This is a genomic window from Cohaesibacter marisflavi (assembly GCF_900115225.1).
Taxonomy (GTDB): Bacteria; Pseudomonadota; Alphaproteobacteria; order Rhizobiales; family Cohaesibacteraceae; genus Cohaesibacter; species Cohaesibacter marisflavi.
This window is the reverse complement of sequence record NZ_FOVR01000005.1, coordinates 39,177-59,967: the sequence shown is the minus strand read 5'-3', so window position 1 is coordinate 59,967 and position 20,791 is coordinate 39,177. Positions and strand designations below refer to the sequence as shown.

Annotated in this window: 18 protein-coding genes; 11 read left to right on the top strand and 7 right to left on the bottom strand. The window is 51.4% G+C overall.

The features are described from left to right. The first annotated feature begins 226 nt into the window (after positions 1–226). The 5 genes from mnmE to BM258_RS11330 all read left to right on the top strand — a co-directional run bounded on the left by mnmE (position 227) and on the right by BM258_RS11330 (position 6,260). Positions 227–1,570, top strand: a complete 1,344-nt coding sequence (gene mnmE, locus BM258_RS11350) for a tRNA uridine-5-carboxymethylaminomethyl(34) synthesis GTPase MnmE (protein WP_090072322.1) — start codon at positions 227–229, stop codon at positions 1,568–1,570. A gap of 309 nt (positions 1,571–1,879) precedes the next feature. Continuing rightward, entirely contained in the window at positions 1,880–3,724 is a 1,845-nt protein-coding gene (gene mnmG / locus BM258_RS11345; RefSeq protein ID WP_090072320.1) for a tRNA uridine-5-carboxymethylaminomethyl(34) synthesis enzyme MnmG, read from the top strand. A gap of 76 nt (positions 3,725–3,800) precedes the next feature. After that, a complete protein-coding gene (rsmG, locus tag BM258_RS11340; RefSeq protein WP_210186730.1) occupies positions 3,801–4,448 on the top strand; it encodes a 16S rRNA (guanine(527)-N(7))-methyltransferase RsmG in 648 nt (215 codons plus the stop codon). Between the two features lie 28 nt (positions 4,449–4,476). Further along, positions 4,477–5,307 (top strand): ParA family protein, encoded by an 831-nt coding sequence (locus tag BM258_RS11335; RefSeq protein ID WP_090072318.1) that lies wholly within the window; start codon positions 4,477–4,479, stop codon positions 5,305–5,307. A gap of 83 nt (positions 5,308–5,390) precedes the next feature. Then, positions 5,391–6,260 carry a ParB/RepB/Spo0J family partition protein gene (locus tag BM258_RS11330; protein ID WP_090072316.1) on the top strand — a complete coding sequence of 290 codons (870 nt, stop codon included), beginning with the start codon at positions 5,391–5,393 and terminating at the stop codon, positions 6,258–6,260. Positions 6,261–6,363: 103 nt separating this feature from the next. Here the strand turns inward: BM258_RS11330 and BM258_RS11325 are convergent, their stop codons facing one another. The 4 genes from BM258_RS11325 to leuS all read right to left on the bottom strand — a co-directional run bounded on the left by BM258_RS11325 (position 6,364) and on the right by leuS (position 12,252). Beyond that, a complete protein-coding gene (locus BM258_RS11325; RefSeq protein ID WP_090072314.1) occupies positions 6,364–7,605 on the bottom strand; it encodes a TCR/Tet family MFS transporter in 1,242 nt (413 codons plus the stop codon). 383 nt (positions 7,606–7,988) lie between these two features. Beyond that, positions 7,989–9,023, bottom strand: coding sequence for a DNA polymerase III subunit delta (gene holA, locus BM258_RS11320; RefSeq protein ID WP_175528040.1), 1,035 nt, complete (start codon positions 9,021–9,023; stop codon positions 7,989–7,991). 87 nt (positions 9,024–9,110) lie between these two features. After that, positions 9,111–9,647 (bottom strand): LPS assembly lipoprotein LptE, encoded by a 537-nt coding sequence (gene lptE / locus BM258_RS11315; protein ID WP_175528039.1) that lies wholly within the window; start codon positions 9,645–9,647, stop codon positions 9,111–9,113. Further along, the gene (gene leuS / locus BM258_RS11310; RefSeq protein ID WP_090072308.1) at positions 9,634–12,252 is read right to left on the bottom strand and encodes a leucine--tRNA ligase; all 2,619 of its coding nucleotides are present in this window, start codon (positions 12,250–12,252) and stop codon (positions 9,634–9,636) included. The genes lptE and leuS overlap by 14 nt, the downstream gene beginning before the upstream one ends. A 415-nt stretch (positions 12,253–12,667) precedes the next feature. On the opposite strand from leuS, the gene BM258_RS11305 reads away from it, so the two are divergent. Continuing rightward, positions 12,668–13,342, top strand: coding sequence for a YggS family pyridoxal phosphate-dependent enzyme (locus BM258_RS11305; protein ID WP_090072306.1), 675 nt, complete (start codon positions 12,668–12,670; stop codon positions 13,340–13,342). 40 nt (positions 13,343–13,382) lie between these two features. On the opposite strand, the gene BM258_RS11300 is transcribed toward BM258_RS11305, so the two are convergent. Beyond that, positions 13,383–13,913, bottom strand: coding sequence for a L,D-transpeptidase family protein (locus BM258_RS11300; RefSeq protein WP_244544682.1), 531 nt, complete (start codon positions 13,911–13,913; stop codon positions 13,383–13,385). Positions 13,914–14,242: 329 nt separating this feature from the next. Here BM258_RS11300 and cowN point away from each other — a divergent pair, with 329 nt between their 5' ends. From cowN to BM258_RS11280, 4 genes are all read left to right on the top strand, one after another. Further along, complete coding sequence (cowN, locus tag BM258_RS11295; RefSeq protein WP_090072305.1) at positions 14,243–14,548, top strand: N(2)-fixation sustaining protein CowN; 306 nt, start codon at positions 14,243–14,245, stop codon at positions 14,546–14,548. Positions 14,549–14,735: 187 nt separating this feature from the next. Continuing rightward, positions 14,736–15,419, top strand: a complete 684-nt coding sequence (locus BM258_RS11290) for a response regulator transcription factor (RefSeq protein WP_090072303.1) — start codon at positions 14,736–14,738, stop codon at positions 15,417–15,419. Positions 15,420–15,528: 109 nt separating this feature from the next. Beyond that, positions 15,529–16,038, top strand: coding sequence for a cyclic nucleotide-binding domain-containing protein (locus BM258_RS11285; RefSeq protein ID WP_090072302.1), 510 nt, complete (start codon positions 15,529–15,531; stop codon positions 16,036–16,038). A gap of 23 nt (positions 16,039–16,061) precedes the next feature. Then, positions 16,062–16,565, top strand: a complete 504-nt coding sequence (locus tag BM258_RS11280) for a GNAT family N-acetyltransferase (protein ID WP_090072300.1) — start codon at positions 16,062–16,064, stop codon at positions 16,563–16,565. Positions 16,566–16,628: 63 nt separating this feature from the next. Here the strand turns inward: BM258_RS11280 and acs are convergent, their stop codons facing one another. Together acs and BM258_RS11270 are read right to left on the bottom strand one after the other, a co-directional pair. Beyond that, complete coding sequence (acs, locus tag BM258_RS11275) at positions 16,629–18,569, bottom strand: acetate--CoA ligase (RefSeq protein WP_090072298.1); 1,941 nt, start codon at positions 18,567–18,569, stop codon at positions 16,629–16,631. Between the two features lie 456 nt (positions 18,570–19,025). Beyond that, complete coding sequence (locus BM258_RS11270; RefSeq protein ID WP_090072296.1) at positions 19,026–20,096, bottom strand: ornithine cyclodeaminase; 1,071 nt, start codon at positions 20,094–20,096, stop codon at positions 19,026–19,028. Between the two features lie 250 nt (positions 20,097–20,346). On the opposite strand from BM258_RS11270, the gene BM258_RS11265 reads away from it, so the two are divergent. Further along, positions 20,347–20,790 (top strand): Lrp/AsnC family transcriptional regulator, encoded by a 444-nt coding sequence (locus BM258_RS11265; RefSeq protein WP_090072295.1) that lies wholly within the window; start codon positions 20,347–20,349, stop codon positions 20,788–20,790. The last annotated feature ends 1 nt before the right edge of the window (position 20,791 follow it).

Here is a 20,791-nt window from a genome sequence, read left to right as displayed (position 1 = left end):
GATCTTCTCTTCTGGATCACCGAAAAACCTGCTCTTGATATATTCGGATCTTCTGCGAAATCGATGGGATAACCAGATTGTCAGCCTGATGGTCAGGTCCGCATAACGGGCGTAGATCTGACCTTTTGGCAGGCCGGTTGATGCAGATGGATTCGGTTCTGAAACAATCAACATTGCAAATGCACAGCATGCGACCCGCATCTTTTGGGGCGCAGGGATTGATCTCATGACGCAAGATACCATTTTTGCCCTTTCCAGCGGAGCGGTTCCTGCTGGTGTTGCCGTGATTCGTTTGTCCGGCCCCAAGGCGCGGTTCGTCATGAACAAGCTGATTGACAAGGAACCCAAACCCCGTTTTGCGGCCCTGCGTTATCTGTCTGATCCTGATAGTGGAGATATCATCGACCAGGCACTGGTTATTGTTTTCCCTGATACCAAATCCTTCACTGGTGAAGAGGCCGTCGAGTTTCATCTTCATGGCGGGCGGGCAGTGGTTAAGGCCATGCTCGAAATTCTGGGTCGGTTCGAAGGTTGTCGTCTGGCTGAAGCAGGGGAGTTCACACGGCGGGCGTTTGAAAATGGGAAATATGATCTGACAGCTGTCGAAGGGCTGGCTGATCTCATTCAGGCCGAAACCGAAAATCAGCGCAAGCAGGCAATCCGTCAGGCGAGCGGGGCACATAAGAGTGTCATTGATGGTTGGCGAGAGATATTGCTTCAGGCACGAAGCATGATTGAAGCGGAACTGGATTTCTCTGATGAAGAAGATATTCCGGGCGCGATTTCCGATGTGATCTGGCCCAAGTTGAGAGAGTTGAAAGCTGATATCGAACGTCACCTTTCCAAGGCCGATCATGGGGAGCGCCTGCGCAACGGATTGACCGTGGTGCTTGCCGGTCATCCCAACGCGGGAAAATCGTCCTTGCTTAATTGGTTTGCCAAACGGGATGTGGCCATCGTGACCGAAGAAGCCGGAACGACGCGCGATCTTTTGGAACTGCATCTGGATATCGAAGGCTACCCGGTGACGATGATTGATACGGCTGGCTTGCGAGAGTCAGACAATGTCGTCGAGCGGGAAGGGATACGTCGCGCTTTGGAAAAAAGCGAGAATGCGGATCTGTTGATTGAAGTTGTGGATGGTACGCATCCTGAGGAACGGGTGGAGCTGAGCAGTCACGCACGACGAATGGTTCTGTTTAACAAACAGGATCGAATCGATTCGGATCCGTTTCATGCCAATGGTAAAGGCGATGATAAGGAAATGGTCTTTTCAGCCTCGGTTAAAACAGGCAAAGGGATGGATTTCCTTTACGATTCGTTTGTGAAACAAATAGAGTCCCTGTTTGATGGGGCTGAAGATGTACTTATAACCCGTGAGCGTCACAGAAAATATCTGCTCTCCTGTGTGGATAATGTTAATAATTCCCTTATCTATACAGAGTCGCCTATAGAAATTCGCTCAGAATTCTTGCGTCAAGCTGGGGATGAGTTGGGGAAGATCACTGGAAGAATTGATGTCGAGGAAATGCTCGGCGTGATTTTTTCACAGTTCTGTGTGGGTAAATAGTGGATCGTTTCACGTGAAACATAGTTTTTTAAATTCAGGATTGACTCTGTTTCACGTGAATCATCAAACGAGGAATTTGTCCCAATAGTTTCACGTGAATCCGTGCTATATAGCGAAAATCTGCGGGTTTGACGTGTTTCACGTGAATCCTGAATTTCGACCCGATTCAGGCTATCATGAGGGATGTAAACAAGTTCTGAAGAATTGGGGTCTGCGAGTTAACGCTTTAGGGAAGGTCTTCTTGGCGTTCGGGCTCGTACCGATGACAATGCTCTGTTCGATGTTGACTAAAGACATAAGAGGATATGGATGAACCGAGTTGATGTAGTGGTTGTTGGTGGTGGTCATGCAGGTGCTGAAGCTGCAGCAGCCGCTGCGCGTGTTGGTGCGACGGTTGCGTTGGTGACTCATAGTCGACAGACAATCGGTGTGATGTCTTGCAATCCGGCAATCGGTGGATTGGGTAAAGGTCACCTCGTTCGTGAGATCGATGCTCTGGGCGGTGTCATGGGGCTTGCTGCGGATAGGGGCGGGATCCAGTTTCGTCTGCTTAATCGGCGCAAGGGGCCTGCGGTTCAGGGACCGCGCGCGCAGGAAGATCGTAAGCTCTATCGAGATGCCGTGCAGGCGCTTCTGGCTGACATTCCCAATCTTATTATTGTCGATGGGGAAGTCGCCGATATGTCCATTGATGAAGGGCGCGTCACCAGCGTGACTTTGTCTGGTGGCAAGGAAATTGCCTGCGGTGCGGTCGTTTTGACGACAGGGACTTTCCTGCGTGGGCTTATTCATATCGGGCAAAAAAGTTTCTCGGCTGGGCGCATGGGCGATCCAGCGGCCAATGATCTGTCTTTGCGTTTGATGTCGGAGAATTTTCGATTAGGGCGTTTGAAGACAGGAACTCCGGCGCGGCTGAATGGTGCCACGATTGACTATTCTTCTCTTGGTACACAGCCAGGGGATGATGAGCCTGTGGCTTTTTCCTACCTGACGAATGCTATCGCGACACCGCAGATTGATTGTCATGTGACCCGTACCGTTCCTAAGACACACCAGATCATTCGTGAGAATATCCATAAGTCTGCGATGTATTCGGGTAAAATCGAAGGGGTAGGGCCGCGCTACTGTCCGTCTATCGAAGATAAAATCAATCGCTTTGGTGATCGGGATGGGCATCAGGTGTTTCTTGAACCTGAAGGGCTCGACTTTGACACGATCTATCCCAATGGTATTTCAACCTCGTTACCGGAAGATGTGCAGGATGCCTATATCCGGTCTATCCCGGGTCTCGAGAATGTCGAGATCAAGCAATATGGTTACGCGATTGAATATGACTATATCGATCCGACCGAGCTGAAGGCGACGCTTGAAACCAAGCGCGTGTCCGGTTTGTATCTGGCCGGTCAGATCAATGGGACGACCGGCTATGAAGAGGCCGGGGCTCAAGGTTTGATTGCGGGCATGAATGCGGCGCGTCAATGTGGTGATCAGGATGGTGTGGTTCTCGGACGATCCGATGCCTATATCGGCGTGATGATCGATGACCTGATTACACGCGGTGTGATGGAACCCTATCGGATGTTTACCTCGCGGGCGGAATATCGTCTTTCTCTGCGTGCGGACAATGCCGATCAGCGCCTGACGGATCTGGCTGATGGGTGGGGTCTGATCGGCGAAGAACGGCGTAAGGCTTTCGGACAGAAGAAAGAAGAACTTCAGGCCATTACAGCTCTTGCTCAGGAAAAGAGTCTGACGCCAAATGAAGCGGAACGGGTTGGTCTTAAAATCAACAAGGATGGTCAGCGCCGCACAGCTTATGAGCTTCTGGCTTATCCGGATTTGACCCTTGATCGATTGACCGAAGTGTGGCCCGAATTTGGGAATTTTTCACCCAAGGTTCGCAAGCAGCTTGAGATCGAAGCGCTCTATCAGGTCTATATGAAAAAGCAGACTGATGATATCGAGACCTTCAAGAAGGATGAGGCCTTGGTGATTCCATCCAGTCTTGTCTTTGAAGATATCAACGGACTGTCCAACGAATTAAAGCAGAAGCTCAAGCATGTCCGTCCGCAGACCCTTGGACAGGCCTCGCGTATCGATGGAATGACGCCGGCGGCTTTGACGCTTGTTCTGGCACATAGCAAGCGTATGTAATGTTGATAGATACCGGCTTTCTGGCGGGCAGGGTGCTGCGCTCCTACAGACGGTTTGAAGGAAATGGAAAGATCATATGGACGCTAAGGAACGTGGTATTGAGTTGATCAATTCAATGCTTCCGGTTTCACGTGAATCACTGGAAAAGCTAGGTCGCTATGAGGCTCTGGTGCGTAAGTGGCAGCCAGCGCAGAATCTTGTGGCTCCGAAAACCCTTGATGAAATTTGGGTGCGCCACATAGCGGACAGTGTGCAGATCTATGCGGCTTATCCTCAAGCGCGCCATTGGATTGATCTTGGGTCTGGTGCCGGATTTCCGGGGCTGGTCACTGCCATTCTGCTGGCTGATACGGGTGAGGATTACTCGGTTCACATGATCGAAAGCAATGGCCGGAAGGGTGCATTTCTCAAGACAGTTGCCCGCGAGTTGGGGCTCAATGTCGTCGTTCATGGAGATCGGATCGAATCGGTATTAAAAGACTGGTCTGGTCCGGTGGATGCCTTTAGCGCCCGAGCCCTGGCTTCTCTCGATAAACTCTGTTCTTTTGTTCATCCCCACATTTGTGAAACTTGTGTGGGTGTTTTCCACAAAGGTCGGGACTTTGATCGAGAATTGCGTGAGGCCAGTGTTAGCTGGAATATAGATCTGGTACAACAAGTGAGCAGAACGGATCCCGAAGCGCGGATCGTTATTCTGCGCCGCTTATCACCCAAAAACGCATAGTGAAACAAATGCGAAGTGAGGCCACTTTATGAGTTCACTGCCTGAATCTCCCCGCGTTCTGACTCTTGCTAATCAGAAGGGCGGCGTAGGGAAAACAACAACTGCAATCAATTTGGGTACCGCTTTGGCGGCGATTGGAGAAACGGTTCTCATCGTGGATGTCGATCCTCAGGGCAACGCCAGTACCGGATTGGGTATCGATCGCCAGGCGCGTCAGGTTTCTACCGCCGAATTGCTTCTTAATGAAGCAACGCTGATGGAAGCTGCCATCCCGACTGCCGTGCCGCGTCTGTCTGTTGCAGCGTCGACGATGGATCTTCTCGGGCTTGAACAAGAAATTTCGGGTGATAAGGACCGCGCTTTTCGTTTGCGCAAGGCCATCGAAACACATGGAAAAATGGGTGATGAGATCCCAGAAGAAAAGCGTTTCACTTATGTGTTGATCGATTGTCCGCCGTCACTCAACCTCTTGACCATCAATGCGATGGCGGCAGCGCACTCCATTCTTGTTCCACTGCAATGCGAGTTCTTCGCGCTTGAAGGTTTGACCCAGCTCATTCAAACTGTGAATCAGGTCAAAGGTGCACTGAACCCTGAACTTTCTATCCATGGCATCGTGATGACCATGTATGACAGCCGGAATAATCTGTCCAATCAGGTGGTTGAAGATGTGCGCGAGCATATGGGGGATAAAGTCTATGAGACGATTATTCCGCGCAATGTTCGCGTTTCTGAAGCACCATCCTATGGTAAACCGGCTTTGCTTTACGATCTGAAATGCTCGGGCAGTCAGGCTTATTTGAAACTCGCATCGGAGATTATCCAGCGCGAGAAGAAATTGCGTAACAAGGCTGCCTGATTGTCGGGTCAGCATAACTGTGACAAAGGGAAGTCTGGCCCGGTTGCTTAGGGGCTATACGGGTTTGATGGGAATGCGGAAAAATGGCAAAAAAACCAGCTGAAGGCAAACGTTTGGGGCGTGGATTGGCGGCTCTGATCGGAGATATGGATAATGAAGCGCAGGCGATTGAGCGAGCTCGCTCTCAACGGCGTATTCCTATTGAGTTTTTACGGCCTAACCCGCGGAACCCACGTCAGGATTTCGTTGAAAAAGATCTCGATGATCTGACCCGATCGGTCAAGGAAAAGGGGATCATGAACCCTATTCTTTGTCGTGCGGTGAAAGATGAAGAAGATTCCTACGAGATCATTGCTGGCGAGCGCCGTTGGCGCGCCGCCCAGGCAGCTGGCCTGCACGAGGTTCCTGTTCTCATTCATGATGTAAATGACAAAGAAGCGCTTGAACTCGCGATCATCGAAAACGTTCAGCGTGCGGATCTGAATGCACTGGAAGAAGCACTTGGCTATGATCAGTTGATCGCCGAGTTTGATTATACGCAGGCTGAACTCGCTGACGTTATTGGCAAGAGCCGCTCTCATGTGGCCAACACCTTGCGGCTGTTGAAGCTTCCTGAAAGCATTAAGGATTATCTCAAAAAGGGTGAGCTGACCGCTGGCCATGCTCGCGCCTTGATCACGGCAGAGAATCCCGAGGAGCTGGCGCGCCGTATCGTTGAAGACGGTATGACAGTACGCGATGCTGAAAAGGCTGGTCAGGAAAAGGAAAAGGTCAAGGAACCAAAGCCGAAAAAAGAAAAAGATGCGGATACGGTGGCCTTGGAAAAGCGTTTGACGGATCGCCTCGGCTGGAATGTTTTTATCGCACCCAAGAAAAAGGGTGGGGAGCTCAAGATTCAGTATAAATCTCTTGAGCAGCTCGATGCGATTATCGCGATTTTGGAAAATCAATAAGTCGCGTTTATCGATAGATTTTGTAGAAAAGGGAGCCAAAAAGGCTCCCTTTTTTGTTGCCTACGTTATTGAAATATCGGTCTTTGGCCAGAAGATTAGGCACTTAACGCTGGTTTTTGCGTCGATGGCGTTTGGTAAAACAGGACAGAGGGATTATTGCCAACAGACATACGAAGGCAGAAAGGCCGAATACGCCTGCGGGGTGATAGTAGGCAGCATGGTCCTGAGTGAAGAAATAAAAGGTGCGGGTCATGATCAGTGGGCTCAGAACGGTCGTGAGACTGGTGAGGCTGCCAATTCCACCTTGCAATTGTCCCTGATGGGTTGCCGGCACTCTCTGGGTCATGAGAGATTGCAGTCCGGGTGTCGCCAATCCACCAAGCGCGGTGAAAGGCAAGAAGGCATAGATGACCCATCCCTGAGTGATGAAGAGCATTGTCGCCATGATTGCCGCGCTGCTGACAATACCAATCAAGGCGATGGTCAATTCATCATGTTTTTTGAGAAGAACGCCGACTAGAAAAGCCTGTGTAAGGGCATGAAAAAAGCCAAAGATGGCCAAGGTTAGTCCGACCTGGCGGCTGCTCCATTCGAAGGCCTCGCGCGTATAATAAGGCCACACAGACACATAAACATGGTCCGCGATGAGAAAGAGAAAGAGCGCCAGAAACAGGGGCATTATGGATGGAAAGCGCGTGCATTCGGCAAGTCCCTTGAAGGGATTGACGCCGGTCAGCGTAAATTTCCGCCTTTTCTCCTTGGGCAGGCTTTCGGGAAATATGAATAGTCCGTAGATAAAATTCAGTAATATCAAGAAGAAAGCTGCAAAAAAGGGCACGCGTACGCCATAGTCTGTAAGCATGCCACCAATCAAGGGGCCAGCAACAAATCCGGCACCAAAGCTGGCACCCAACAGGCCGAAATTGCGTGTGCGCTGCTTTCCGTTCGAGATATCTGAAATGAAGGCAGAAGCCGTGGCGTGGGTTGCGCCAAAAATCCCGGCAATAAAGCGGCCAAAAAACAGCAGCCAAAGGGAATTGGCAAAACCCATTATCAGATAATCAATGCCCAATGCGCCAAGGGAAACAACAAGGATTGGTCTGCGGCCGAAGCTATCGGAGAGATTTCCCAAAATGGGCGAAACAATGAATTGCATGAAAGCATAGATGAAAGTCAAGTAGCCGCCATAGATTGCTGCGTTGCCCAAGTTGCTTCCTGTTATTTCTTCCAGGAGATCCGGTAGGACTGGTGAAATAAAGGCGATTCCGAAGGCATCCAAAAAGACGGTAATCATGGCAAAATAGGCTGCATGGGACCCATTCTTCCGGATTCTGTTGAGTGTCATTATGTTTTCCAGACGTTGGGGTCGTATTGCAAATCTTACCCGATCGGCTTTATGCTTTTGTTCGTCGCAATAGGTTCAAATGATTAAAAATTAAAGTCAATCTCGGGCAGTGAAAAGGCAGTGGAGAGAGTTCTTCGCGCTATTTTCTCGGCGCGTGTTTAGAACCTAGAGGGCGCATGGACCAATCGGGTTGATTCACGTGAAACGAGTTTGACTTGGGGTGCTGGCTTGGCTGTGGCTTAGTGATTCATTGAAATACTGATCAGGAGAGTACAGAGGGATCTATCTCTATTTGTTTTCACAAAATGAGAGATCGGTAAAAGCAACTTACTGATTCAAAAAACGATTCACGTGAAACAATATCCAGACAGGAATAATATGGCTTAGCGGTTGCTGCGCTGCGCTGTTGCCGAAATCATTAGAAGGGTCTCGGAGATCACTGTGGGGGCCAATTGATAATGCTTGCGGCTGTTTGCCAGGCTCTGAGAGAGCAATTCACAGGCGCGGGACGCCTTTTTGCTGTCCCATATACGTAATTGGCTCTGAATAAGCGGTTTGCGCTTGAAATGAAGCATTGGGGCTGCCTTATCAAGCGCTGAGGAGGGCGGAGTGCCTTTGTCCATCAGGCTCAGGGCGCGCTCGAGCATCTGAAAATGACGCAAAGCTGCCGACCCGATAACCGCAGGATGATTACCGGAGCCTAGAATTTGTTCAAGGCGTCGATCCAACTCGCCAGTTCTTCCAAGCGCGGCAGAATCAACAATCATATCAATCTGTTGGTTGGAAGCATCGCCGACGATATCTTCGATATGCTGCTCGGTGATTTCCCCATCATCCATGGCAAAGAGGCAGAGCTTTTGAACCTCGGCACGGGAGGCCATTCTGTCGGCGCCCAGATTGTCCAGAAGCATCGCTCGGGCATTCTTTGTGATGGACAGGCGTGAGAGGGCTAATTCTTCGTCTATGATGCCGTTGAGAGCCTCTCGGGCGTCCATATAGCAGGGTAGGGTGACTGCGCTCTGTGCCTTTTCTATGGCCTTGCGCAAGGGGGCCGATTTTTTAAGGTCAGCCGCCTTGATGATGATGAAGGCATCTTGAGGTGGGGTGGACAAAACGGGTTCCAACGCCGGCATGATCGATTTGCTGCCGCTCATCTGGATGGTGATGACGCGGTTGCCGCCAAACATCGAAATGGTATTGGCTTCATCGGCCAGACGCAGAGGATCAGAGGCGATATCCGTTGAATCCAGACGGATCACTGCAAAGGGATCTGAATTGTCCTTGAGATAGGTTTTTGCAAGGCGTTCGGCGCGTTCGGTAACAAGACCCGTATCCTGGCCATAAATCAAAATGACCTTATGGGCATAATTGGGTTTGACCAGATAGCTATCGACCATATTGGTCTTGATTTGCGCCATTGTTTGCCTTTGAAAAACGGGTTTTGCAGTCGGAAAACAGGACATCAGGCCGTCTGTTCTTCAAATACGGACGGCCTTAATCCGATATTATGTGCCTGCCGCAAAGAAAGCAGACAAGCGCAGCTGAATATCATTGGCAATTTGTTCAGCCGCACGGTTTTCTGCATCAAGCTTGGCTCGATCGTTGGCAAAACGCTGGGTGCTGCGGGCAAATTCAGCCGTAAAATAGCTGGAACCCTTGGTTGCCAGAGATTTGTCAGAAAGCTTGATGAGTGTATAGGTCGCGGTCATGCTGACACGGGTGGTTTTTGCAAGGCCGGTCCCGCTTTCAATGGTCAGATCATCGCTGGTGGATTTGGTATCCAGAACCAACTTGTAAGCGGGTGCTTCTGGTGACCCACCACCGGTGAAGGAGAAGATCAGATTGTTGCGGATTTCCTGCTCTATACGATTGTCAGCAGGGGCAATTTCTACCGCGGAAAGCTCTGTTGCAAGCGTTTGGCCTGTTGTCGTGTTCGAGGAATAGAGTGGACGAACCTGACAGGCAGAAAGGCCAAGACCCAGGCCCACAAAGAGGGCCAGGGTCAGAATTTTCGTCTTGTTATGATTGTCAGATAACAACATTGACGATCCTTTTGGGCACGACAATGACCTTGCGCGGAGCCTTGCCATCCAGTGCTTTGAGTACGGGTTCAGATGCGAGTACAGCCTTTTCGATTGTATCTTTATCTGCGTCCGCGGCAACGGTTAATTCACCGCGTTTTTTTCCGTTGATCTGAATGGGCAGCGTAATTTCGTCTTCCGTCAACATGGCGCTGTCCGCTTGTGGCCAGCTTTGCGTGGAAACGAGACCTTCCTTGCCAAGCTGCGACCAGCATTCCTCGGCCAGATGCGGCATCATCGGGGAGCACATCAACAACAGAAGCTGCATGGATTCATCAACAACCCAGCAAAGGGATGCATCCTTATCGAGCTTTTCCTTCTTGGCTGCGGACGCAATGGCATTGACCAGCTGATAGATCTGGGCAACGGCACGGTTGAAGCCGAGTTGCTCGATGGTGCTTTCCACGGTTGCCAGTGTTTTGTGGGTCAGCTTGCGCAGGGCGAGGGCTTCACCAGACAAGGTTTCCGGCTTTTCGAGCGCAGAAAAGTCAAGGAATTCAGATACATCAAGTGTCAGACGCCAGATGCGCTGAATGAAGCGATGGGCGCCTTCTGCACCTGCTTCAGTCCAGATGACGTCGCGTTCCGGAGGGCTGTCAGAGAGCATGAACCAACGGGCGGTGTCGGCACCGTAGGTTTCGATGATGTCAGTCGGATCCACGGTATTCTTCTTGGATTTCGACATCTTCTCAATGGAGCCGATGGTGATGGTTTCTCCGGTTTCTTTATGGACAGCGCTGCGCTTGCCATCTTTTTCAGAAACGGTGATCTCTGCAGGCGATACCCAGCGACCATCTTCGCCTTTATAGGTCTCATGCACGACCATGCCTTGGGTGAAGAGGCCCTGGAAGGGCTCTTTTACCGTCATATGGCCGGTTTCGCACATGGCGCGGGCGAAGAAGCGGGAATAGAGCAGATGCAGAATAGCATGCTCGATACCGCCGATATATTGGTCAACCGGCAGCCATTCATCGACAGCCTTCTTGTCGGTCGGGTTGGTCTCCCAAGGCGCAGTAAAGCGCGCGAAATACCAGGAACTATCCACGAAGGTGTCCATGGTGTCGGTTTCGCGCTTGGCTGCCTTGCCGCATTTGGGGCAGGTGCAATCCCGCCAGGTCGGATGACGATCAAGCGGGTTGCCCGGCTTGTCAAAATTTATGTCGTCCGGCAGCTTGATTGGCAGGTTTTCTTTTTTCTCTGGAACCACACCACAATCGGGGCAATGGACCATCGGAATCGGGCAGCCCCAATAGCGCTGACGGGAGATACCCCAGTCACGCAGACGATATTGGGTCTTGCGTAGGGCCTGAGGCTTGTCGTCGATGATGACGGCTTCCAGTTTGGAAGCAACCGCATCTTTGGCAGCGTCAATGCTCATGCCATCGAGGAATTCGGAATTGAAGATGGTACCTTCGCCAGTATAGGCTTCATCAGCGACTGTGAAGCTTGCCGGATCTGCGTCTTTCGGCAGCACAACAGGGGTAACCGTCAGCCCGTATTTGCGGGCGAAATCAAGGTCACGCTGGTCATGGGCCGGACAGCCAAAGATGGCGCCGGTACCGTAATCCATCAAGATGAAGTTGGCGACGTAGATCGGCAATTCAATCGAAGAATCAAGAGGATGGACAACTTTCAGGCCTGTATCGAAGCCGAATTTCTCGGCAGTTTCCAGCTCTGCCGCGGAGGTGCCCATCTTGTGGCATTCTTCAACAAAGGCTGCCAGCTCGGCATTGTCCTTGGCTAGTTCCTTGGTCAGTGGATGGTCTGCCGACAGGCCCATGAAGGATGCACCAAACAGCGTGTCAGGGCGGGTGGTGAAGATTTCCACTTCACTATGGCCATGCACTTCTTCGCTCAACTGGAAGCGGACCTGTAGGCCCTCGGATTTACCGATCCAGTTGCGCTGCATCAGGCGCACCTTGTCAGGCCAGCGGGTCAGATTGTCGATTTCGGAGAGCAAATCGTCAGCGAAATCAGTGATTTTGAAGAACCACTGTGTCAGTTCGCGCTGTTCCACTTCAGCGCCGGAGCGCCAGCCCTTGCCGTCGATGACCTGTTCGTTAGCCAGAACCGTCTGGTCTACCGGGTCCCAGTTGACCTTGGCGTTTTTGCGATAGGCGAGGCCTTTCTCGACAAAATCGAGGAAGAGCATCTGCTGACGATGGTAGTAATCCACGTCACAGGTTGCAAATTCGCGTTCCCAATCCAGCGACAGGCCCATCAGCTTCAGCTGGGCGCGCATGGTTGCGATATTTTCGTAAGTCCAGTCTTTGGGGTGGATCTTGTTCTGCATGGCGGCATTTTCCGCCGGCATGCCGAATGCATCCCATCCCATCGGGTGCAGGACATTAAAGCCTTTTGCGCGTTTATAGCGGGCGACGACGTCGCCCATGGTATAGTTGCGCACATGGCCGATATGAATGCGACCGGATGGATAGGGGAACATCTCCAACACGTAATATTTTGGTCGTGGGTCTTCATTCGTGGTTTGGAAGATTTTCTGGGTATCCCAGGTCTTTTGCCAGCGAACTTCCGCTTCGCGTGCGTTGTAGCGTTCATTAGCCATGGATCGTCGCCAATGCCTCGTCTCTAGAGCATTTTCGGTAATTCAGAAATCAGCGAAAATGCTCTATTCATCTGTATTTACGCGAATCCCAATGCAAAAAGTCGAGCGACTTTCCGGGGATGCGCTCCAAGTCACTTTCAGGCCCGACCATCAACAGAATTCATACCTTCCGTCAAGTCCTTTAAGGTGAGATCTGGCCCTGATGCGGTTCAATCTTGCGATGAGAGCGCGTTGAGGCTAATTTATCGTGCATAATGCAGGCATATCAACGCATAAAGTGTCTGGACCAGTGAACAACTCATCCATATGATGTGGACGCTGGAATTATCATATTCTGCATCAGTTAGGCGCATTTTCGAGCTAGAGCTATCAATCAAATCGCCGAAAGTGCTTTCAAGAGGTATAAAAAATCAAGATGAGTATATCGTCCCATTTGGCAGAGGTTCAACAAGCCATAACGGAGTGCGAAAAGGAAGCCGGACGGGAGGATGGGAGCGTAACACTCATCGCTGTTTCAAAAACCTTCGATGCAGACGTGATCGAAAAGGCCTTGAAGGCCGGTCAAAGGGTCTTTGGCGAAAACAAGGTTCAGGAAGCCAAGGGCAAGTGGCCCCAATTGCGCGAAGCCTATGAGGGTGTTGAATTGCACCTTATCGGGCCGCTGCAGTCCAATAAGGCCAAGGATGCGGTTGCGCTGTTTGACGTCATTCATACCATCGATCGCAAGAAGATTGCGCGTTCCATCCGGGTGGAAATGGAAAAGCAAAGCCGGGAACTGGATCTGTTCATCCAGATCAACACCGGTGCAGAACCGCAAAAAGCCGGCATCCTGCCAGATGAAGCTGATGATTTTATTGGTTTTTGCCAGGTTGAGTTGGGCCTTAGCATCCGCGGCTTGATGTGCATTCCGCCGTTTGATGAAGACCCGAAGCCTCACTTCAAAATGCTGCGTAAGATTGCCAAACGCAATGACATCAAAGAGCTTTCCATGGGGATGAGCTCGGATTATACCGAAGCCATCAAACAGGGTGCCACCTATGTCCGCGTTGGCAGTGCCATCTTCGGTCATCGTAAGCAAAAGAAGGATTAAGGAGGCATCAAGCCTCCGTTCTTTTTTCCAGATCCAAGATCTAACGGGCGATATCAATTCTGGTTTCAGGAGACATCCAGCCAAGCAAGCGCCGCAGACCGCCTTTCTTCAAGGCGATACAGCCTTCGGTTGGCGTATAGCCTTCTCTTGCCACATGCATGAAAATCGCGCTGCCGCGTCTTTTGGCGCGCGGGGCTATGTTGATATCGAGCACGATCACCAGATCATAGAGTGGATCCTCGCGCCACATGGTCTCGTGTGAAGATGCAAAAGGCAAAGAAACCAATCGGTTATAGCATCTGTGCTCTGCTTCGTCGCACCAGCCCATGTCTGTTTGCATGGGATAAAAGGGAATAGCGGAGAGAGGGCGCTTTTCTCTATCCGGGCGATAGAAACCATAGAGCATGCGGGTTGTCAGAATGGGGGTGACACCATTGCCCTCAAGCTTGATTGGCCCCATGCCACTGCGACCAAGAGCACAAGAGAGGGTCTGGTTGCCAAATGTCAGCAGGCCTTTGCTGTTATAGCCCGGTTTCTGGCGAATGGTGATAGTGCTTAAAAATCCTGCCATTTCTATTCCCCCTTACCCGTCTTTCCTTATAAGCCTGTAGCATTGTCGCAAAGAGAACGAAAGGTGCGTTTTGTGGGCTCTTTGTCAGTGGTTAGGTCGGTGGCTGGAAATAAATGCTACAATCGGAATATGTATCATCCTTTTGATCTTTCTTCTCCTTTGGCTCTTTTCTGCCAATTGTGAAAAGAATCTATGTCTTTGAAATTTTTATTCGCCTGCCCACTGAGCGGCATTCATCTTGCATCAAAATCGGAGCTGAGTGGATCTACCAGCGAAACAAGATGTAAAAGCGACGGCGGAATATTTGCCGTGGATGGCAAAGGTGAAAGATGTCACAAGACCAAGACAACACAGCAACGGATCGATATGTCAGTTTCATCGGCATTGAATGCGATAGGAATGCGGAACGGATCGTCGGTTTCATCGAGCGGTTGGCCAAGGGGCCAGCGAGCGACAATGCTTATTGGCAAGCCTTTCTTGAAAAGATCGAAAAGAGTCGCTCTGGCGATACTGCAACAGGAGATGCCTTGTTTCTGGTTCACTCCCATATCAACCTGATACGGGACCTGTTTGAAGAGTATGATGACGAGGAGGCTATGGCTCTTCTTGAGAAGGTCGAGATCGAGTGTTGTTAAGCAATGGCAAAAGGATAACGCGTTCATGACGCTGACGTGATTGGCTGTGAATTGAATTTCCTTTAGGCTGTCCTTAAGTGGAGCTAGGTCTTGTCTGGTCGGTGAGTGTTTCTATCTATAGAATACGCAGTGTGACTTGAATCAGGCCATTGTGATTTTCTGACTAAGACAACGCCAGGAGCATGAGATGACAGCGAGAAAGATTTTGTTGGTCGATGATGACACCGAGCTGCGTGAAGCATTGATCGAACAGTTGTCTCTCTATGAGGAATTCGACATCACTCAGGCCGATTGTGCTGCTGGCGCCGTAAAGGCTGCCCGTGGGGATCATTTTGACTTGTTGATCATGGATGTTGGCCTGCCTGACATGGATGGGCGCGAAGCAGTGAAATTGCTGCGGAAAGGTGATTTCCGGGCTCCGATCATCATGCTCACCGGTCATGACACTGATTCAGATACGATTCTTGGTCTTGAGGCGGGGGCAAATGACTATGTCACCAAGCCTTTTCGCTTTGCCGTGCTTCTGGCGCGCATAAGAGCGCAGCTTCGTCAGCACGAAAATAGCGAGGATGCCACCTTTACCGTGGGGCAATATACCTTCAAGCCGGCGGCTAAAATTCTGGCAGATGAATCCGGCGGCAAGGTGCGGCTCACCGAAAAGGAAACCTCGATTTTGAGATATCTCTATCGCTCGGGGGACAAGCCGGTTAGCCGTGATGTTCTGCTGCATGAAGTTTGGGGCTATAATTCAGGCGTTACGACCCATACGCTCGAAACCCATATTTATCGTCTACGGCAAAAAATCGAGAAAAACCCTTCCAATGCGGAGTTGTTGATTACCGAGTCGGGTGGCTACAAGCTTGTTCCCTGAAGATGATTGATCTTTCTGCGGCAGAGCTTGGTGATGCTGCTTGACAGGCAATGATGAGACGCGCCTATAGTGGGGTGTTTTTCGGATTTCACCGGGTTGAAAAGAATCAATGAGCCTGACAAGTGATATTGACCTGCTCAAGCAGGTCCCTTTCTTTGACAATTTCGACAATGACCAACTGCGGCTGTTGGCCTTTGGTGCCGAAATGCGCGCCTATCGGGCTAAGCAGGTGATTTTTCGGCAGGGTGATCTGGCCGATTCCGGTTTTGTCATCACCGAAGGCCAAATCCGCATGACGATTTCCGAGAATGGCTTTGATCTCCAAAGCCAGGTGCTCGGGCCTGGAAGCTTGATTGGTGAAATGGCTTTGATGGCAGAAACACGCCGCTCGGCGATGGCTACGGCGATTGAGGATGTCAAAGTCATCCAGATCAGACGCGTGACTTTCCGGCGTGTGATGGATGAATATCCCGAGCTTGCCGCCATCATTCATGATCGCGTTGCAGGGCGTTTGGCCGGTTTGGTGGATGATCTTGAAAAGGTACGCTCAAAACTCGGGCATGAGGCTGAGGAAGAGATGTCCCTTGAAGAGGCTGAGGCCTTTGTCAAACGCGGATAAGGCGCGCAAAATGGGTGTCTGGGATGTCATACCGTCTGCGATCAGCCACACTTTCTGATTTTGAAGCTCTTGTTCATCTGAGCGTCTTGTCTTTTTCAAGCGGACTGTCTGGTGCTTATGCTCCTGATCTAATTGAACAATCCGTTCCCTTTATTTCTCAGGTTTCCAAACCTCTTATTCAGTCCGGCCAGCTGTATGTGGCTGAGGCTGATGACGATCTGTTGGTTGGGGCAGGGGGCTGGAGCCGTGATTATCATGGCCTGCCGAGCGTCGCCGGCGTTGGTCATATCCGCCAGTTCGTCGTGCATCCCGATTGGATGCGTCATGGCATCGGTCGGGCGCTTTTTGATCGTTGTCTCAATGCAGCGCCCGATATTGTCCAGTTTGATTGTCAGGCATCCTTGAGCGGGATGTCCTTTTACCATTCGCTTGGGTTTGAAGCGGTGTGTGAAGATGAGGTCGAGCTGCCGAACGGGATCATCTTTCCCACCTATTTGATGCGTTATTGTCGGCCTGCAGACCGTTGAAGGCATAAAGAAACCCCGCCGGATTGGCCGACGGGGTTTTTCTTTTGCGTCTATGTCCAGATCTTACCGGTTCTGGCGGTTATCAATGAGATCTTCCACCACAGTTGGATCAGCCAGTGTCGAGGTATCGCCCAGTGATCCGAAATCGTCTTCGGCTATCTTGCGCAGAATGCGGCGCATGATCTTGCCAGAACGGGTTTTCGGCAGGCCCGGAGCGAACTGGATGAGGTCCGGCGAAGCGATCGGGCCGATTTCATGGCGGACCCAGTTGCGCAGTTCCTTGCGCAGCTCTTCACTTTCCTCTTCGCCTTCCATCAGGGTGACATAGACATAGATGCCCTGACCCTTGATATCGTGCGGATAGCCCACCACGGCGGCTTCGGATACCTTTTCATGAGCCACAAGAGCGCTTTCCACTTCCGCTGTGCCCATACGGTGGCCAGAAACGTTGATCACATCATCAACGCGGCCGGTGATCCAGTAATAGCCATCTGCATCACGGCGGGCGCCGTCACCGGTGAAATAGTAGCCCTTGAAGGTTTCGAAATAGGTCGAGACAAAGCGGTCATGATCGCCATAGACCGTACGCATCTGGCCCGGCCAGCTGTCGGCAATGCAGAGCACGCCTTCGCATGCGGTTTCCCCGATTTCATTGCCCATATTATCGAGCATGACTGGCTGAACGCCAAAGAAGGGGCGCGTGGCCGAGCCAGGTTTGAGATCGGTGGCGCCGGGTAGCGGCGTGATCAGAATGCCGCCGGTTTCCGTCTGCCACCATGTATCGACAATCGGGCATCTCTCTTTACCGACGACTTCATAATACCATTTCCAGGCTTCAGGATTGATGGGTTCACCCACTGAGCCAAGAATGCGCAGAGAAGAAAGATCTGCTTTTTCAACATGTTCAGATCCGGCGCCCATCAGTGAGCGAATGGCGGTTGGTGCCGTGTAGAAAATGTTGACCTTATGCTTGTCGCAGACATCCCAGAAGCGGGAAGGCGATGGATAGTTGGGCACGCCTTCGAACATCAGCGTGGTCGCGCCATTGGCGAGCGGACCATAGACAATGTAGGAATGGCCGGTGACCCAGCCCACATCTGCGGTGCACCAGTAGATATCGCCCTCATGATAGTCAAAGACATATTGATGGGTCATGGAGGCGTAAACCAGATAGCCGCCAGTGGTGTGCACCACGCCCTTTGGCTTGCCGGTGGAGCCGGACGTATAGAGAATGAAGAGCGGATCTTCCGCATTCATCGGTTCTGGCGGGCAATCGGCTGAGGCCTTGGCCACCATATATTCATACCAGAAGTCGCGACCACTGGTCATGGGCACGTCGCCGCCGGTGCGCTTGACGACAAGTGTCTTGACGTCGTGATCGACCTTTTCAAGCGCGGTGTCCACGTTGGTTTTTAGCGGAACGGTCCGGCCGCCTCGCAGGCCCTGGTCGGCTGTAACCACAAGCTTGGCTTCACAGCCGTTGACGCGGTCAGCCAGCGCATCGGGCGAAAAGCCGCCAAAGACGATGGAATGAATGGCGCCGATGCGGGCCGATGCCAGCATGGCATAGGCTGCTTCCGGGATCATTGGCAGATAAAGAATGATGCGATCACCCTTGCCGACGCCCATTTCCTTATAGGCGTTGGCCAGTTTGCTGACCCGCTCATGGAGCTGACTATAGGTGATATGCTCGTCGTCAGCCGGATCATCTCCCTCCCAGATGATCGCAGTCTGATCGCCACGTTTTTCCAGATGACGGTCGATGCAGTTGGCGGACACATTGAGCGTGCCATCTTCGAACCATTTGATGGAAACATTGTGATAATCGAAGGATGTGTTCTTCACCTTGGTAAAGGGTTTGATCCAATCAAGGCGTTTGCCGTGTTCTCCCCAGAAGGCTTCCGGATCTTCCACTGACTGCTTGTACATGGACAAATAGGCATCGTTATCGATCAGGGCATGTGATGCCACATCCGTCGGTACAGGATAGACGTTCTCCGACATGCGTTCCTCCCAGAACTCGTCTATTGAAATTGTGCACCATCCCCTTTTGAGCGTGTTTGGTGCGGTGATGCTCGGTTTGTTGTTCAGACTATTATGCTTAGGCGATAGCAGAGCGTCTACGTGTGCGGTATTGCTCTTTGGTATGTAATATGGAGGTATAATTGTATGATATCTGAGGTCGGGACAGAAAATATTCCACCAATTGCCTAGAGCATCATGAAGGAAAAAGGGTTTCGCTAAACAATTAGGAAAATTTTGTCACTTTATTCTTGTATTTTCTGAATTTCCTTGACCAGTAGGCAAATAAAAACTTGGAATATAACCAATTTGTGCCTGTTCATTCTTTCGTATAAGGGAAAAACCGGATATCAGTTGAGGGCATAAGAAAAGGCCCCCGCGCAGTGCGTGGAGACCTGAAATTGATCGCGTTTTTTACTTCTCGCCCGGATGCCAAGCCTATTCGGCAGCGGCCAGAGACTTTTCTGCGCGGCGGACCATGCCGTAGAGATCGCGGGGTTCGTCAGGGTCGGCTAGCATGTCGAGATCGTCGTAGAATGGCGTGCCCTTGATGACATCATGGATGTAGCGCAGGGCGGAAAAATCTTCGATGGCAAAACCGACGGAATCAAACAGGGTGATCTGACCTTCGGAGGTGCGTCCTTCTTCCTGTCCGGTCATCACTTTCCAGAGTTCCTTGACCGGATGGTCCGGATCCAGCTGCTGGATTTCGCCTTCAATGCGTGTTTGTGGCGGATATTCGACGAAAATATCCGAACGGCGCAGAATGTCGCCATGCAGCTCCGTCTTGCCCGGACAGTCGCCGCCGATGGCGTTGATATGTTGGCCCGAGCCAACCATGTTGTCGGTCAGGATGGTGGCGCACTGTTTGTCAGCGGTGCAGGTGGTGATGATATCCGCGCCGGAGACGCATTCCTGATGGCTTGATGTGCGCACAACCTTGAGGCCGGAATCCTTCAGATTGAATTCCGCCTTGTCGGTGGCAATCGGGTCAATGTCAAACAGGCGCACGGTATCGATGCCGCAAATGCGCTTGAAGGCCAGAGCCTGAAATTCGCATTGTGCCCCGTTGCCGATCATCGCCATGACCTTTGCATTCTTTGGTGCAAGATATTTGGCGGCAACGGCGGAGGTGGCTGCGGTTCTGAGCGCAGTGAGGATGGTCATTTCTGTCAGCAGCACCGGATAACCGGTATAAACATCGGCCAGAAGCCCGAAAGCTGTGACCGTCTGCAAGCCTTCCTTGGTGTTCTTCGGGTGGCCGTTGACATATTTGAAGCCATAGACTTCGCCGTCACTGGTCGGCATCAGTTCGATGACGCCTTCTTTGGAATGGGATGCGATGCGGGGCGTCTTGTCGAAGCTTTCCCAGCGTTTGAAATCGGCTTCAATCTGGGCTGCTATCCCCTCGATTGCTTCTTCTACGCCGATGGACAGGATCAGCTTCATCATGTTGTCGACGCTGACAAAGGGAACAAGATTGAGTGTGTCTTTCTGTGGTGCTGGCATGGGATGCGTTCCTGAAAATCTGTAAGAAGGCGGCTCTGAAGGCCTTTGGATCCATTCTGTGGGCACCTGACATGATGATGGTCGGCGCAGCGGATGGATCATGATTGTCCTATTAGAATAGCGAGACAAATTTTCAGAAAAAATGGCAAAACCCTTCAATAAATGATAAGTGATTATACAAATTTAAAGTGAAAATTGGGCAATTCGTCAGAATTGGTCATATATTCCGAGGGGAGAGAGGGCAAACTACATGGTGACGCAAGGGGCCAAGCATATTTTTGATCAGCTGGATCGGGATCTCATCTCGCTTTTGCGCCATGACGGGCGTGCGCCACTCTCCAAACTGGCCGATATTCTGCAAGTCTCGCGGGGGACAGTGCAGAACAGGCTTGATCGTCTGATGGAGTCAGGTGCGATTCTTGGCTACACGGTGCGTGTGCGCGAAGATTATGAGCTGGATGGTATTCGCGCAATCATGCTGATTGAGGTAGTGGGGAAATCGACGTCGCAGGTGATCCGGAAGCTGCGTGGCATGCCGGAGCTTCACACATTGCATACGACGAATGGGGCGTGGGATCTTGTAGCGGAAATCCAGACAGCGTCCCTGTCGGATTTCGACCGGGTTCTGCGCGAGGTCCGCTTGATCGAGGGGGTGCTGAACAGTGAGACAAGCATCCTGCTCAGCACAATCTGAT